Annotated in this window: 3 protein-coding genes (1 of these 3 only partly in view); all 3 read left to right on the top strand. The window is 70.5% G+C overall.

What is annotated here, in order from left to right; genetic code table 11:
* Tightly spaced (each overlapping or abutting the next), the 3 genes in view from ON34_RS36570 to ON34_RS34015 form a layout consistent with a single transcriptional unit that may run on beyond the window.
* A protein-coding gene (locus ON34_RS36570; protein WP_040786628.1) for a type I polyketide synthase crosses the window boundary here: on the top strand, nt 1-3,392 show its final stretch. Its footprint begins 18,484 nt before the window's first position; 3,392 of the gene's 21,876 nt are visible here — the last part of the coding sequence; its start codon lies off the left edge, out of view; the stop codon is at nt 3,390-3,392.
* Nucleotides 3,389-16,162 carry a thioester reductase domain-containing protein gene (locus ON34_RS36565; RefSeq protein ID WP_040786625.1) on the top strand — a complete coding sequence of 4,258 codons (12,774 nt, stop codon included), beginning with the start codon at nt 3,389-3,391 and terminating at the stop codon, nt 16,160-16,162. The genes ON34_RS36570 and ON34_RS36565 overlap by 4 nt, the downstream gene beginning before the upstream one ends.
* Complete coding sequence (locus tag ON34_RS34015) at nt 16,159-17,946, top strand: thioesterase domain-containing protein (RefSeq protein ID WP_051023400.1); 1,788 nt, start codon at nt 16,159-16,161, stop codon at nt 17,944-17,946. Before ON34_RS36565 ends, ON34_RS34015 begins: the two co-directional genes overlap by 4 nt.

The raw sequence follows: 17,946 nt of genomic DNA, 5'->3' as shown, positions 1-17,946 counted from the left end.
CCGCGTCCACCACGCACGCCGCGTCCACGGGGCAGCCTGTTCCTCGGGCAGTGCAACAGCCTGCTCTCGCAGCAGACCCAGGACCGGCGTTGCAGCTGGCTCGGACGGACCGGCGGCTGCTGGTTCCGGTGTGGCGGGAACTCCCGTTGGCCGCCGGTGACCTGCGGTCTCGGCGAGCCCTCGTCGTCTACGACGCGAGGACCCCGCACCCGCTGGTCGAGGCGCTGGCTACCGCGACCGGCGATCCCGGACGCCTGGTCCGGGTCGCGCAGACTGCCGGTGGGTTGGACCGCGACGACTTCGACGCGGGCGCACAACTCGGCCGGAGGTTGATGGCTCGCTACCCCGACACCGATTCCGTGATCGATCTGTGTGATCTCGCTCCAGCGCCGGGCAGCCGACCGACCGGCGACCTCGGGCGGATGGGCTTCTACCAGGGCGTCATCGAGGCGCGGACGGGCGCCCTCACGCTCATCCACCTCACCGCGGGGCATCCAGGCGTCGACGGCCCGGAATTCGCGCCGCTGGGTGGCCTGGCCGCCGCGCTCGCCGAGGAGATCCGCGGCGTGCGGACACGCAGCGTCCATCTGGTCGCCGAGCGCGCCGCGGTGTGCGCGGACCCGGCTCGATTGCTGGAAGTCCTCGGCGCGGAATGCGCGGCCGATGACGGCGCACCGCGGGTGCGGTATCGCGGCGGAGTGCGCGAGTCGGTCGAATTCGCGGACGCGACCCCGCGCGACGGTCTCGTCGTCGATCCCGCGCGCACCTATGTGGTGACCGGCGGTACGCGCGGTTTGGGTGCGGAGTTCGCGGCGGCGCTGGTCGAGCGCGGCGCGCGCCGCCTGGCCATCCTCGGACGGGAACCGCTTCCGCCCGAGACGGAATGGGACCGGGTGGCCGGTGGGTCCGGCCCGGAAGCGGACAAGGTGCGGCGACTGGTCGCGTTGCGTGATCGCGGCGTCGCGGTGCGGACCTACTTCGGCAGTCTCTCCGACGAGGCGGCGCTGACCGGGTTCTTCGGACGGGTGCGGCGCGAGCTGGGGCCGATCGGCGGCGTGCTGCACTGCGCGGGAAGCGTCTCGACCGAGAGTCCGGCGTTCGTCCGGAAAACCGGTCCCGCCGTCGCGACGGTGCTCGCGCCCAAGCTGGCGGGTACGGCGGTCCTCGCGGACGTGCTCGCCGCCGATCGTCCGGATTTCTTCGTGTTGTTCTCGTCGGTGTCGGCGGTGCTGCCCGGTCTCGCGGTGGGCCTGTCGGACTATGCGATGGCGAACGCGCACCTGGACCGGTTCGCCGAGGCCCAGCACGCCGCGGGACGGACGTGGTTCCGGTCGATCAATTGGCCGTCGTTCCGCGACACCGGATTCGGTGAGGTGACCAGCGCGGCTTACCGGGCCACCGGCTTTCCCGCTCTGACCGCCGCGGAAGGATTCGACCTGCTCGACGCCGCGCTCGGCCTGCCGGGAATACCGGTGGTACTGCCGTATCACGGTGCGCCGCTGCGTCTTTCGACGAGGGCGAGCCGGTCGGCCGTGGAGGTCCAGCCCGTGGCGGCGACACCAGCTGCCCAACCCGCCCCGAACGGCTCCGGGCAGGCGTATCAGGAACTGCTGCGGATCTTCTCCGACGAGTTGAAGCTCGCACCGGAGCGGTTCGAGGGCGACAAGCGGTTCGAGGAGTACGGCGCGGATTCGGTGCTCATCGCCTCGGCGGTGCGCCGGATCGAACAGGTCGTGGGTCAGCCGTTCGACCCGGCGCTGGTGCTGGAATTCCCGACCTTGGACGCGCTGGCGGGCCTGCTGACCGAGCAGTTCCCCGAACGCTTCGCCGCTGCGCCGCAACCGGATGCCCCGCAGCCGACGAGCGCCGCAACGTCGCAAGGAGACGATCCGGTTGCGCCGCGCCGCGCGACGGCCACCTGGTCCGCCGACGCCCGGCGAGGAAGGGCGGCCGAACCCATCGCCGTGGTCGGCATCGGCTGCCGCCTGCCGGGCGGCGATGATCCGGACTCCTTCTGGCGCATGCTCGCCGAAGGCCGATCCGGTATCCGCCAGGTGGATCCGGCGCGCTGGGATCCCGCGCGGTTCTATCGCCCGACCGGTGGGCCCGGGTTCACCAACAGCAAGTGGGGCGGATTCGTCGACGGCGTGGATCTGTTCGACCCGGAGTACTTCGGTGTCAGCGACGAACAAGCGTGGCAGATGGATCCGTTGCAGCGGCTGCTGCTCGAGACGTCGGTGCTGGCCACCGCTGACGCGCGATACCGCCGCGAGGAGCTGGCGGGCAAGCGGGTCGGGGTCTACGCGGGCAGCCGCGCGGCCAACTACTTCAACCGGATTCCGGTCGCCGACCGGCACACCATCATCGGCATAGGCCAGAACTTCATCGCCGCCAGGATCTCCGACTACTTCGACTGGCACGCGGGCAATGTCGTGCTCGACAGCGCGTGCTCGTCGTCGCTGCTGTCGGTGCATCTGGCCTGCCAGGCGCTGCGCGCAGGGGAGGTGGACGCCGCGCTGGCGGGTGGCGTGGAGGTGCTGCTCGACGAGATGCCGTTCGTGACGCTCTCGGCGGCCGGAGTGCTCTCGCCGAACGGCAGGTGCGCGACGTTTTCCGAGGACGCCGACGGTTTCGTGCCGGGCGAGGGTGCTGCGCTGCTGCTGCTCAAGCGGCTCGATGACGCGCTCGCCGACGGTGATCGGATCTACGCGGTGCTGCGCGGCTCGGCCATCGGCAACGACGGGCACACGATGGGCATCACGACACCCAACATGCGGGCGCAGATCGAGGTGGTCACCGCGGCGCTCGAGGTGGCGGGGATGTCGCCGGACGCGCTGTCCTACCTGGAGGCGCACGGCACCGGCACCATGATCGGCGACCCCATCGAATTGAAGGGGCTGGCCACCGTGCTGGGCGACCGGTCGGGCCGCCTCGAGCCGTGCGCGGTCGGCAGCGTGAAAACCAACATCGGCCACCTGCTTTCCGCCGCGGGCATCGCCGGGGCCGTCAAGACGATCCTGGCCGTGCACCATGCGGCGCTGCCGCCGTCGCTGCATTGCGACAACCTCAATCCGCGCTTCCAGTTCGCCGGTTCGCCGCTGCAGGTCAACCGGGAGCTGCGCCCGTGGCGGCCCGCCGACGGCAGGCCCCGCGCCGCGGGCGTCAGCTCGTTCGGGTTCGGCGGCACCAACGCTCACCTCGTCGTCGAGCAGGCGCCCGATGGGCACCGGCCGACACGTCGTCCCCTGGATCCACCTGTCTTCCGCAAGAGGAGCTTCATGCTGCCGAAAACGGTTCCGAGCACACCCACGGAGCCCGCGCCACGGTTCGTGGTCCCGATGACGCCGAGCGCCCCGGCGCCGTCGTTCCTGCGGGTGGAGCCGCTGCGATGAGGGGAATCGACCTGGACAGCTTCGCCACCACCCTGCACGCCGACGACCCGGTGGTGCGCGACCACCGCGTGCACGGCGTGCGGATCCTGCCCGGCGTGGTGTATCTCGACATGATTCTGCGCGCGGCGATGGCGGCCGGTTATCAGCCCGGCGACCTGACCATCCGGGAGGCGCTGTTCCAGCGTCCGGTCGCCCTCGCCGACGACGGCGCCGTGCGCATCGCGTTCCGGGTGGATCGTCCCACCGGGCGGATCGCCATCGACGTGCAGCGACTCGACCACGCGGGCGCGCCGTACGGGCCGGTCGATTCCGTGGCGGAATGTGTTGTGGTGCGGTCGAGTTCGCCGACCGAGCCACCGGCATCGGATACCGCGGTCGGTTCGGCGCAGGCGCGCGGCATGGCAGAGATGTACGCGCAGAGTGGTAGCCGTGGCATCGAGCATCGCGATTTCATGCGCGCCACCGGTCATTTCGCGCGCAGCGGCGACATCGTCACCGCGACGATGGGGCTCGGCCCCGAGGCAGCCGCGCACCTGCCCGGGTTTCTGCTGCATCCCACGTTCCTGGACGCCTCGACGATCGTCCCGTTCGTCGATCCACAACGGTTGGGTGCCGACGACGACAGCGCGTTCATCCCGATCTACTTCGGTGACGTGCACGCCTGGCAGGCAACGCCCGAACAGGTCTTCGTCAGGGCGTCGGTACGCGGCGGCGGGCACGGCGGCGACCTGCTCGAAGCCGACGTGGCCCTCTACGCCCCGGACGGATCGCCGGTGGTGCGCTATCGGCTGACCTCCAAGCGTGTGCGCGGCAGCGCGGACATCCACCGGTTGCTGACGCCGACGGAGGCGCCCGCGCCGCAACAGCCCGTACCTGCCAGCTCAACGGTCATGCAATACGATCCGGCGGCTACCGGACCGGTATCCGCCGCGCAGTATGGTCCGCCGGCCGCCAGCCCGGCGCAGGGCCCGTCGACGAAGGACCCACGCGCACTGATCACCGCCGACCTGGCTGCTCTGGTCGCGGCCGAATTGGGTGCCGATGCTGCCGGTATCGCCACCGACGTGGGGTTCTATGAACTCGGCTTGGATTCCGGCCGACTGCTGCGGCTGACCGCCGAACTGGAAGGACGGGTCGGCGAGCCGCTGTATCCGACACTGCTGTTCGAGTACCAGACCATCGACGCGCTGGCCGGTCACCTCGCCGAGACAGTCGGCGCGAACTATCGGCCCGACGCCGCCACGACCGCGCACCAACCCGGCGCAGGTACGACACCGGCTGAATTCGCCACCCAGTCAACGGGACTCAGTCGGGCACCGCAGGTGGCAGCCCCACCGAGCGGATCAACCGACCCCGGTCCCGCGCCACACGCAGCCACACCGCCGGGATCAAACGCACTGGGATCGACTCCGCAGGCGGTTACCCCGGCGAGCGGATCGACCGACCTTGGTCCTGCTCCGTATGCGGCTACACCGACGACAGGATCAACCGGACAGGGTCCGGCGCCGCAGGCGGTTACCCTGACGACCGGATCGACCGACCCCGCCCCCGCGCCGCAAGCGGCAGTCCCCACGACACCATCGACTGGTTCGGTACCGCAAGCAGCCGCCCCGAAAGCAGGCTCGACCGAATTCCGTTCGGCGCAATCGGACGCGCCGATTGCGGATCCGCCCTTCGCATCGTCGACAACTGTCGCCCCCGCGTCAGCGGCCAGGGACGAGCTGGTCACCTTCGGTTTCGACTGGGAAACCGACGCCACCGCACATCCTCGCCGGGAAGCGATCGGTCTGCTCGTCTTCGACACGGCCGACCACCCCTACCGTCACGCAGGGGCGGCCGCCGTGGTCAGGGTGCGGCCTGGTGATGAGTTTGTGTCGGGCGCAGTGGATTTCGCTGTCAACCCGACAGATCCGCGGCATATGGGTCTGCTGGTCGAGCAGCTGACGGCTCGCGGGCTGCGCTTCGATGCCGTGTTGTATCTGTGGCCCGAATCGATCGGCGACGATGACTCGCGGGACTTGATCGAGCGGGTGTACTTGCCGCTGCGTGATCTCGTGCGTGCGACAGCCGGGCTATCCGAATCGCCGGTGCGGCTGCTGCTCGCTGTCACACGCGCCACACCCGCGGGTGAGCTGAGTTGCGCTCTTCTGGGTGGGTTCGCGCGAACGCTGCGGCTGGAGCAGCCGCAGCCGATCCTGCGCGCCGTGCAGTGCGATCCGGGTGCGGCGATCGATGACATCGTGGCCGCCGAACTGGGCGTGGAGGAACGTCACCCGGCCACCGAGATCCGCTATCGCGGTGGCCGACGCGAGATCAGGTCGCCGCGCCTAGATACGGATTCCGCGGGCGCCACCGGGGACCCGGTTCTGCGGAGGGGATCGGTGGTCGTGGTGACCGGCGGGTTCGGCGGCATCGCCCGGCATCTGGCGCGCCGACTCGCGACCGACTACAGCGCGCGTCTGGTGCTCGTCTCGCGTCGCCCGCTCGACGCGGCGGGCGCTGGCCTGCTGGCCGAACTCAACGACCTCGGCGCGGAAGCGGTGCATGTGCGCGCCGACGTGTCGGTCGCCGCCGACGCCGAGCGCGTCGCCGCGATCGCCCACGCCACATTCGGGCCGGTCGACGTGCTCTACCACGGCGCGGGACAGCTGCGCGACGGTCTGGTGTCCGGCAGCGGCGGCGACGAAGCGATTTCGGTTCTGGCGCCGAAGGTGCACGGCGTGCGGCACCTGACCCGCGCGCTGCCGGAAGCCCGGCTGACGGTGTTGTTCTCCTCGGTCTCCGCGGTGCTCGGCAATCCGGGGCAGGCGGACTACGCGGCGGCCAACCGCTACCTCGACGTCTTCGCCGAACAGCGTGACCAGGCCGGAACCAGGACGGTCAGCGTCAACTGGCCGCTGTGGGCCGAGGGCGGCATGCATCCACCCGCCGAGCAGATCGCCGCGCTGCGGCGCGCCGGGATCGGACTGCTGCCCACCGCGACCGGACTCGACCTGCTGCTGTCGTGCGCCGCGCTGGACCGCGCCCAACTCGCCGCGGTCTGGGGCGACCCCGAAGTCGTGCGAGCCCGGCTGCGTCCGGCCGCCTCGCAGGCACGTGCGGCCGTCGAGTCGGTGACCGCCGACGAGCATCCTGCCCCGGCGAGACCGGTCGGCGTCGAGGAGCCGATCGCGATCGTCGGCGTCAGCGGACGCTACCCGGACGCCGACGACCTCGACGAGTTCTGGCGCAATCTGCGCGACGGCCACGACGCGGTCGGCCCGGTCCCCGCGGAACGCTGGTGGCTCACCGCCGCCCGAGACACCCCCGGCGCACCGCCGATGACCGGCGGCTTCCTGCGTGACGTAGGCGGTTTCGACCCCCAGTTCTTCCGCATTCCGCCCGTGCAGGCGCCACTGCTGGATCCGCAGGAGCGGCTGTTCCTGCAACAGGCGTATGCCGCACTGGAACACGCGGGCTACCACCACACCGACCCGAGTGTGCGGGATCGGCGCGTCGGTGTATTCGTCGGCGCCACCTGGAGCGACTACCGGCTGCTGGGCGTGGAGGCCAGCCGCGACGGCGATCCGGTCGCCGTGGCGTCGATTCCGTCGTCCATCGCCAACCGCACCTCCTACACCCTCGGCCTGCGCGGACCGAGTCTGACCGTGGACACCGCCTGCTCGGCATCGCTGACCGCTCTGCACCTGGCGCGGCGCGCCATGCTGGATGGCGAATGCGACGCCGCGATCGTCGGCGGCGTGAATCTGCTGCTGCACGAGGACAAGTTCCTGCTGCTGAGCAGCCTGGGCATGATGTCGGGCAGCGGCCGGTGTCGGCCGTTCGCCGCGAGCGCCGACGGGTACGTCCCGGGCGAAGGCGTCGGCGCGCTGTATCTGAAACCGCTGTCCGCCGCCCGCGCCGACGGCGACACCATCCACGGACTGATCCTGGGCAGCGCCGTCAATCACGGCGGCCAGACCTCCGGATACAGCGTGCCGCACCCCGGCGCGCAGGCCGATGTGATCACCGAGGCGCTGCGTGCCGCGGGGGTCGACCCGGCGGCGATCGACTACCTGGAGGCGCACGGCACCGGAACGCCGCTCGGCGATCCGATCGAAATCGCCGGTCTCGCCGCGGCATTCGGCCGATCCGACGGAACCGGCCGCTCCCGCGCGCTCGGGTCGACCAAATCGAACATCGGCCACCTGGAAGCGGCCGCGGGCGTCGCGGGGCTGACCCGCGTGCTCTTGCAGATGCGGCACGGCCGGATCGCGCCGACGCTGCACGCGGCACAGGTCAATCCGGCGATCGCGTTCGACTCGGTGCCGTTCCATCTGCCGCGCGAGCTGGAGGAATGGCCGCGACGCACGGTCGACGGCGTCACGGTGCCGCGGTATGCCGGTGTCAGCGCGTTCGGTGCGGGCGGAGCCAACGCCCACGTGGTGCTCGCCGAATTCGTCGACGACCGAACTCGCTCCCGGATGCCGGTTGCGCCGGAGATCTTCGTGCTCTCGGCACGCACGGCGGCCCAATTGCGCCGCTACGCCGAGATCATGGCGCGGCACTTCCGCACGCTCAACCCGGCCCATTTCACCGACTCGGTGCGCACTTTGCAGGTGGGCAGGCCCGCGCTCGCACACCGGATGGCGGTGGTCGCGTCATCACCGGTCGCGGTGGCCGACGCGCTCGACCAGTTCCTCACCGGCCAGCCGGGTCCGGTGCTGACCGGCACAGCGGACGCGCAGACCCGTCCACAGTTCGGCCCACCGGCGAGCGATCAGGACCTGGCCCGCCATTGGGTCGCGGGCGCCGACATCGATTGGCGTGACCGCGGCGGCCCCGAACGACGAGTTGCATTGCCCGGCTATCCCTTCGATCGCACCGACTACTGGATCCTCACGCCGCCGCAGTCCACGTTCGACGCCGCGGTGGCGCAATTCGAGGCCGCGACCCGGTCCGCGGGCGTCGTCGAGCCCGGCAAGCCCGAGCTCGGCCGGTACGCGGCGATGCTCCTGTTCGCCACGCTGGCCGGGATGGGTCTCACGCCAGGGGAGTGGACCGTCGAGTCGCTGGACGCGGCGCTGGGCGTGCGGCCGGAATTCGCGCGGTTGCGCACCAGCTGTCTGGACATTCTGCTGCGGCACGGGCTCCTCTGCTCGCAGCAGGACACCATCGTCGTGCCCGGCCCGCCTCCCGGCACCAGCGGTATGCGCGCCGACCTGCTCGCGCGCTTCCCGGAGACCAAGGCGTATGTGACGCTGCTCGACGCCTGCCTGGCCGCGTACCCTCGTGTGCTGCGCGGGGAGCTGTCGGCCACGGAGGTGCTGTTCCCCGGCGGCGACCTCGAGCTGGTCGGCGCGATCTATCGCGGCAACGCCGCCTACGATTTCACCAACGGCCTGCTCGCCGAATTGGTGTCGGCTCTCGCGCGGCAGCGCGGCACCGCGCGCCCCCTGCGGATTCTCGAGATCGGCGCGGGCACCGGCGGTTCCACGCACGCGGTGCTCGCAGCACTCACCGAACATGGGACGGCGTACGAGTACCACTACACCGACGTCTCGCACAGTTTCGTCGCGCACGGACGGCGCACCTTCGGCACAAACCCGAACCTGCGTTTCACCGTGCTGGACATCGAGACCGATCCGGTCGCGCAAGGGTTCGCCGCGGGCGACGCCGACCTGGTGGTGTGCGCCAACGTCCTGCACGCCACGCGGTCGATCGACTCGACACTGCGCAACGCGCGACGGCTGCTGGCACCGGGCGGCGTGCTGGCGTTCACCGAGGCGACCACCGATCTGGAGGTGCTCGCACTGACCTTCGGGCTGCTGGAGGGCTGGCACGCCTACCGCGATCCCGCGGCGCGAATCCCGCACTCGCCGTTGCTCTCCGAGCAACAGTGGCGCGACGCCTTGAGCGCGGCGGGATTCTCCGGAATCCGGGCGTGGGGTCCGGGCCTGTCCGAGGACCCGGAACCGAGCTTCCGGCTGCTGGCCGCCGTCAGCGCCGCCGCGCCCGCCGATAGCCGGTCGGAACCCGCTGTCTTCCCGGAACCGGCGCGGGCCGACGCGGTCGGCGCATCCGCGCAGTTCGCCGACAATCCGGCGGGAAGTGTGGGACGCCTCGACTCGGAACCCGCGCGGACAGGAGCGGCGTCCGCACCCGCATCGTCTGCTGCTGCCTCGGCGCTGGAAGCCGAGCTCATCGGCCTCGTCGCCGACGGACTCGGCGTCGCGCACTCCGAAGTGCGCGCCGAGTTGCCGCTGTCGGAGTACGGCGTCGATTCGATCCTAGCGGTGAAGATCATCGACCGCGTCAACGCCCGCTACGGCTTGGCGCTGCGGCCGACAGTGGTGTTCGACCATCCGTCCGTGCGACTGCTCAGCAGGCGTATGGCCGAAGACGGCGCGACAGCGACCGGCACACCGCCGACTCAACCGACCGACAGTGCCCCCAGCCGAATGTCTTCGGCATCCCACCCATCGGCATCCAGCGCCAGGAGCGTCGGCGCGCCGACCGCCCAGCGCCCGCCGACGGGGCGGCCGAGCGAAAGGTCAGCATCCATGGACATCGCCATCATCGGCATGTCCGGCAAGTTCCCGGGCGCGGCGGATCTCGCCGAGTTCTGGCGCAATCTCGCCGCCGGACACGACTCCGTGACCGAGGTGCCGGCTTCGCGCTGGCCGGTCGCCGACTACTTCCGGCCGGGACCGGTGACGCCGGGCAAGACCTACTCCAAGTGGGGTGGGTTCCTCGATGACGTCGAGCAGTTCGATCCGGCGTTCTTCGACCTGGTGCCCGCGGAGGCCGACTACATGGACCCGCAGCAGCGATTATTCCTCGAACACAGCTGGCTCGCCCTCGAAGACGCCGCTATCGACCCGAAGTCGTTGCGGCGCAAGCGGTGCGGCGTGTTCGCCGGATCGCCCGGGTCGGACTACGCGACCCTGCTGCGCAACCGCGGAACGGTCGGCTCGCATCACATGTTCACCGGCAACAGCCCCGCCATCCTGCCCGCTCGGGTGGCCTACCAGCTGGATCTCACCGGTCCGTGCCTCGGGCTGGACACCGCGTGCTCATCGGCGCTGGTCGCGCTGCACCAGGCCTGTCGCAGCCTCGCCTCGGGTGAATCCGAGCTCGCGCTCGCCGGTGGCGTCGCGGTCTTCGTGACGCCCGAATACCACCTGCTGGCCTCCTCGATGGGCATGCTGTCCCCGCAGGGGCGGTGTGCCAGTTTCGACGCCGAAGCCGACGGGTTCGTCATCGCCGAGGGTGTCGGGGTTGTGGTGCTCAAGCCGCTGGCCGCCGCCGAACGCGACGGCGACCCGATCCACGGCGTGATCCGCGGCATCGGCGTGAACCACGACGGCCGCACCAACGGCATCACCGCCCCGAGCGTGCGCTCGCAGACCGAACTGGAGCTCGCGGTCTACCGCGAGGGCGGAATCGATCCCTCCACCATCGGTTATGTCGAAACACACGGCACCGGGACGCGATTGGGCGACCCGATCGAGATCGAGGCGCTCGCCGCCGCCTTCCGCCACTACACCGACGCGGTCGCCGCCATCCCGGTGGGCTCGGTGAAATCGAACATCGGGCACGCCTCGCACGCGGCCGGGATGGCCAGCCTGTTCAAGGTGCTGCTGGCCATGCGCGCCGGACAGCTGCCGCCCTCGCTGCACGTCGCCTCGGTGAACCCGCTGCTCGGCCTGGACGAGTCACCGTTCTTCGTCAACACCGCACTGCGCGAGTGGAGCGGGCCGCGTCGCGCCGCGATCAGTTCCTTCGGTTTCAGCGGCACCAACGCGCATGTGGTGGTCGATGCCGCGCCGAGCGCCGACGCCGCCCGGCCGCGCGTACCCGGGGGTCCACAGCTGATCGTGCTGTCGGCACGCAGCGCGACCAGCCTGACCCGGATGGCGCGGACCCTGCGCAGGCATCTGGCCGCGAACCCGGACCTGGTGCCCGCGGACATCGCGCGGACGCTGGCACAGGGGCGCAGCGGATTCGAGCACCGGCTCGCGATCGTCGCGGACTCGGTGGACGGCATCGCCGCCCGGCTTGCCGCGTTCGCCGAAGGCGACCGCCCCGCAGGTGTCTTCACCGGCGTCACCGACAGCGTGACGGATTCCAGCGGCTCGACGGTGCTGGATGATCCGGTGGCGGCGGCACGGCGGTGGGTCGAGGGCGCGCACGTCGAATACGCCGGCTGGAGCGACCCGGCAGCACGGCGAATCCACCTGCCCGGCTATGAATTCGACCGTGAACGGTGCTGGGTGCCCGAGGAGAGCGGTGTGCCTTCGTTCACGCAGGCGACCGACCTGCCGCCAGGTTCTTCCACGCCCCAGAGAGTCGTAGCTGCGTCCCCGATGCCAAGCCAGGTCGCCGGGGTTGCCGAAAGCGTCTCGAACCCGGCAACCCTTGCGGACCGAGTCGTCACTACATCTGACGGTGGCGCGACGCCTCCAGACGCCGAGTCCGGCCGACCCATGCCTGCGGCGCCACACACGGAGGCCGCCTCCACCGCGCCGTTGTGGCGTAGCGCGGAAACCTATTTGAAGGGTCTGCTCGCCGAGTACTGCCGACTGGCTCCGGAGCGGATCCGGACCCGTATCCCGTTGCAGGACTATGGGATCGACTCGGTGCTGATCAGCAAGATGAACGACCGGCTGGAAACCGACTTCGGCCCGCTGCCGAGCACCCTGTTCTTCGAGTACCAGACCGTCCGAGACCTCGCGGGCTATCTCGCCGACGAGCACGCGCCACGGCTTGCCGCGCTGACCTCCGCCCCCACACCCGCGGCGGCGTTCAACAGCGCACCGGCCCCAACGCACGCCATGGCGGATTCAGCACACGTCGACGTGGCCCACGGCGCATCGAACCCAGCCCGCACAGTGACCGCCGATCCCGCAACCGCGGCGTCCCATAGCGCACCGGTCTCAGCGCACATGATGGCCGCCGAACCCGCGAGCGGGGCTGCGTCCCACAACGCACCGCACCTGACCCGTGCGGTGGTCAGCCGCCCAGCGGATACCGACGTCTCCCACGGAGAGCCTGACAGCGCCCGCGCAGTGACAGCAGATCGTGTGGGACTCGACTCGACCCCCGCTGCGGCGAGCGCATCGGTCCAGCGACCCACCGCCGACGATTCCGATGACATCGCCGTCATCGGCATGGCGGGGCGGTTCCCGATGGCGGGCGACATCGAGGAGTTCTGGGCGAACCTGGTCGCGGGACGCGACTGCATCGTCGAGGTCCCGCCGCAGCGTTGGGACCACCGCGAATACCTCTCCGACGACCCCGACGAGCCGGGCACCACCTACGCACGCTGGGGCGGGTTCATCGACGACGTCGACAAATTCGACGCCCGCTTCTTCGGCATCACGCCCAAGGACGCCGAGGAGATGGACCCGCAGCAGCGCTTGTTCCTCGAAACATCCTGGGCGGCACTGGAAGACGCGGGCTACACGCCGGATCGCGTGCGTGCCAGCGCCGCGTCCCGGGGTCTGCTCGATGCCGGAGTGTTCGCCGGGGTCGGCTATGCCGAGTATCAGGCGTTCGTCGGCGTGCCGATTTCGGGCTATTTCGCGGTGGCGAACCGGGTTTCGTATCACTTCGGTTTCAGCGGCCCCAGCCTGGCGGTGGATACGGCGTGCTCGGCATCGCTGACCGCGCTGCATCTGGCGTGTGAGAGCCTGCGCCGCGGCGAGTCGGCGTATGCGCTGGCGGGCGGGGTCAACGTGTCGATCCATCCCGGGAAGTACCTGCTGCTCGGCTATGGGCGCTGGGCCTCCACCGACGGACGCTGCCGGTCGTTCGGCGCTGGCGGCGACGGCTATGTGCCGGGTGAGGGAGTGGTCACCCTGGTGCTCAAGCCATTGCGGCATGCGCGCGCCGACGGCGACCGCGTCTACGGCGTCATCCGGGGTAGCGCGATCAATCACGGCGGACGCACCAACGGCTTCACGGTGCCCAACCCCGCGGCCCAAGCCGACTTGATCGGCCGGGCGCTGACCGCCGCGCACGTCGACGCGGGCGACATCGGCTACGTGGAGGCGCACGGCACCGGAACCGCGCTCGGCGATCCCATCGAGATCGCGGCGCTGACCAAGGCCTATCGCCGCTCCACGACCGAACGCGGCTACTGCGGCATCGGTTCGGCGAAGTCGAGTGTCGGGCACCTGGAGGCCGCCGCGGGTGCCGCGGGCGTGGTGAAAGCGCTGCTGCAATTGCGGCACGACACCATCGCGCCGAACCTGCACAGCGATCCGCCCAACCCGGGGATCGACTTCGCGGCCACACCGTTCCGGATCATCGACCAGCCCACCGCTTGGCCGCGCCCCGACGACGGGCGGCCGCGCATCACCGCCGTCAGCTCATTCGGCGCGGGTGGCTCGAACGCCCACGTCATCCTCGCCGACGCCGAGCCGATCGCATCGACCCCCGAGGACGGGCAGCCCAGAATCGTCGTGCTGTCGGCCCGCGACGCCGACCGGCTGACCGAGCTGGCCACCCGCGTGGCCCGGCGGCTGCGCGAACACCCCGTGCCGCTGCCGGATGTGGCCTGGACGCTGGCCGTCGGCCGCACCGCGTTCCAACATCGGCTCGCGGTGGTGGCCGCGTCCACGGCCGAACTCGTGGAATTGCTCTACAGCGCGGCGGCTTCGGGCACGCCCGCACCGGCCGAAGGCATGCTGATCTTCCGCGGCGTGGCCCGCACCCACCGCGAGGTCGACGAGCTGCCCGGCGAATCGGACGCCGACCGCGCGGAGATTCGGGCGCTGTTGCGGTCCGGGAATCTGCCTCGTGTCGCCGAGTTGTGGGCGGGCGGATGGACCGTGGACTGGGCGCAGAGCTACGAGCGGCCGTTCGGCCGGATCGTGAGCCTGCCCGGCTACCCGTTCGCGCGGCGCAGGTACTGGATCGTGCCCGAGGACTACCGCCGACGCAGCCAACCGGTGGCCCCGCAGCTGGTCGCGAAGACGGTGGTCGCGCACGAGACCGACGCGCACGAGACCGGGCGACGCAACGGTCACTCCACGAATGGCAACGCGGCCCAAGAGGTCCTGCGTTCCGATCCGGCCGCACCGGAACTCGTCGAATCCGATACGGCCACCACGCCGAGCGCGATCACCGAACCGGCTGCTGGGATCACTGAACCCGGGATCACGGAAGCGGCTACTGGGGTCACCGAACCGGCCGGGGCCACCGAACCGGCCGGGATCACCGCGCCACGTCCGGTCGCCGCCGAGCCGGTGGGCGACGGCTTCGACACCGCACTGCGCGACCAGCTCAGCGCACAGATCCGCGACATCTTCGCCGATCTCACCAAGACCGACCCCGCCGAACTCGACCTCGACGCGGAGTTCGCCGACTTCGGATTCGACTCCGTGGCCACCGTCCGGATGCTCAACCGGCTGATGAAGCACTACGACGTGAAGATTCCGGCGGAATCGACCGAGCTTTATCCGACCATCGCGTCGCTGTCGGAATACCTGGTGACCGAGGGCATCATCACCGGAGAGGCACAGGCCGAGGCCCCGCGCGCCACCGAAACCGCCGCCGCCGAAACGCAGCAGCACATCCCGCCGGTGACCATGGACGCCCCGATTCCGGTGCGCTCGGTGTTCATCACCGGCGTGACCGGCGTGCTGGGCGGCAAACTGCTGCACGACCTGCTCGCCGATTCCGACGTGCGGGTGACCTGCCTGGTACGCGGCAAGACGGTGGACGCGGCCGAGCGCAGGATCAAGCACTTCCTCGCCACCTACGATCCGGACGGCACCCTCGACCAGGCGTTCGCCGACCGGGTGACGACGGTGCTCGGCGACGTCTCCAGCGAACGTCTGGGTCTGGACGAGGCGACCTGGCACCGCCTCGCCGACGAGGTCGACCTGACCATCCACGCCGCGGGCCGCACCACGCTGGTCACCTTCTACGACGCGCTGGCCCCGATCAATGTCGAAGGCACCCGGCGCGCGGTCGAATTCGCGCTGCGCTCGCGCGGCAAGTACCTGGTGTACGTGTCCAGCTTCAGCGCGCTGGGCGATCGGCTCAACTTCAACAACCCGCCGTTCACCGAGCGCGATCTGGAACTGGGGCAGGGCTACGACCATCTGCCGTATCAGCAGACGAAGTACGAGTCCGAGAAGCTGATCCGGGCGGCGAGCGAACGCGGACTGCTCTGGGACATCGTGCGGCCGGGCAACATCATGGGCGACAGCCGCACCGGCCGGTACCCGTTCTCCGAGGTCAGCGTCAAAGGCGCGTACTACGACATCCTCAAGACGATGATCGAGACCGGCGAGACGATGCTGACGCCGGTGCACTGGGACATCACCCCGGTCGACTACGTCAGCGCCGCGATCGTGCACATCGCCCTGCACCGGCCCACCTACCGGGAGACCTACCACCTGACCAACCCGGACATCCGCCGCTACTACGACGTGGTCCGCTACGTGCAGCGCGCCGGATACGAGGTGAGCCTGGTGCCGCTGGAGGAATTCCACCGCAGGGCCACCGACCGGCAGATCTACCGGCTCGGCACCGACGAGGTCTACGACAGCCAGACGCTGGAGATGTTCAAGTACGGCATCGAGCTGTTCGGCACCATCCACTACGAGGAGAGCTCCTACGCCGACTGCGCCTACACCCGGCGGGTCCTGGGCGCGGCCGGTATCGACTGCCCGCCGACGGAGGATCTGGTGCGGGTCTACCTGGCGCACTGCGCCGAGGTCGGTTACCTCCCCGCGCCACGAGCCGCCGAGTCGACCGCGGAGGTGCTGCGATGAGCACCGAGCCTTCCGAGTGCACCATCGTTTTCCCGGGACAGGGCGCCCAGCGGACCGGGATGGGCGCGGACTTCTGCGCCGAATTCCCGCTCGCCCGTGACACCTTCGCCGAAGCGAGTGCCGCAGTGGGTGAGGATCTGCTGCGGATCTGCGTCGAGCGGGATCCGCGGCTGCACCGCACGGAGTACACCCAGCCGTGCTTGCTGACCATGGAGATCGCCGCCTACCGGGTGCTGGTGGCCGAATACGGGGTGCGGCCGGTCGCCTTCGGTGGGCACAGTCTGGGCGAGTACGCCGCACTCGTCGCGGCGGGCGTCTTCGACCTCGCCGACGGGGTGCGGCTGGTGCGCACCCGCGGGGCGCTCATGCAGCGGGCGGTTCCGGAGGGCGAGGGCGCGATGGCCGCGCTGATCCTGCCGGACATCGCCGACTACGGGGTGGCCGAGCTGGTGGCCGCGGCGGGCGCTGAAGTGGCCAACGACAATTCGACCGATCAGCTCGTCATCAGCGGCGCGGCCGACGCCGTGTCCGCCGCCCGCGCGGTCCTCGCCGAGCGTCTTCCGGACCTGCGATTCGTCCCGCTGCGGGTGAGCGCGCCGTTCCACTCCCGGTGGATGCGGGGGATCGAGGCCGAGTTCGCCGAGCACCTCGCCGCCTGCGCGCCCCGCGCGCACGCCGACCGCGCGGTGGCGGTCACCTCGAACTACACCGGAGAATTCCACCGGCCCGAGACGCTTGCCGAGCATCTGGTCCGGCAGATCTCCGCGCCGGTGCGCTGGACCGACAACATGCGCGCGCTGCTGCGCTCCGGCACGCACCGGTACGAGATCGGTCCGTCGGCGCCGCTGTCGAAGTTCTTCGCGACGCTGGGCGCGCCGGTGACCCGGATCGCGACCGTGGGCGACCTGCGGGCTCTTCCGATCCAGGCCGGAAGCCGAGACCGAGAAGCGAAAGGCCCTGCGGCTCCGTTACTTCCGGCAACGCTCACGCAGACGACAACACAACCAGCGCGAGCGACTCCGCCTTCGGACGACACGGGGGTGCTGACCATCCACCGCCGGACCGCGGGCACGCCGAGCCTGCGGTTGTTCTGCTGGCCGTTCGCGGGCGGCAAGGCCGCCGCCTACACCCCGTGGCGGCGCCACCTGCCCGACTGGGTCGAGCTGTGCGTCATAGAGTTGCCCGCCCGGCAACGGCATCTGGCGCAGACGCCGATCCGCCGCTTCACCGATCTGGTCGACGCCTCGCTGGCGCAGGTCCTTCCGCTGACCGATCTGCCGTTCGCCTTCTTCGGCCACAGCCTCGGTGCGCTGACCGCCTACGAGGTCGCGCGCGGGCTGCCGGCCGGGATCGAACCGCGGGCACTGTTCCTCGGCGCGGTGGCGGCGCCGCATCTGCCCAGGCCGGGACGTCTGTCGGGCCTTCCGGATCACGAATTCATCGCCGCGGTGGGCCATTACGGCGGCATTCCGCCGGAGGTGCGCGACACGCCGGAGGTGATGGCGCTGTTCCTGCCCGCGCTGCGCAGCGACTTCGAGATCTTCGACGACTACCGATTCGCGCCCGCCGCCGCGCCGTCGTGCCCGGCCCACCTGTTCGGCGGTCGCGACGACCGCCAAGTGGCGACCACCCAGCTCGAGGCGTGGGCCGACGTCCTGCCGGGCCTGCGCTCCACCGAGCTGATGCCCGGCGGCCACTTCTTCCTCGTCGAGCATCGCGAGGCGTTGCTCGGCTCTCTCACGGACAAGCTCACCGCTGTCCACCCCGACGTAGTACCCGCTTGA

Origin of the sequence: Nocardia pneumoniae NBRC 100136 (genome assembly GCF_000308755.1) — a bacterium.
In the GTDB taxonomy this organism is placed as follows: domain Bacteria; phylum Actinomycetota; class Actinomycetes; order Mycobacteriales; family Mycobacteriaceae; genus Nocardia; species Nocardia pneumoniae.
The sequence above is the reverse complement of the archived record's forward strand: the minus strand, read 5'-3'. Positions and strand labels throughout refer to the sequence as shown.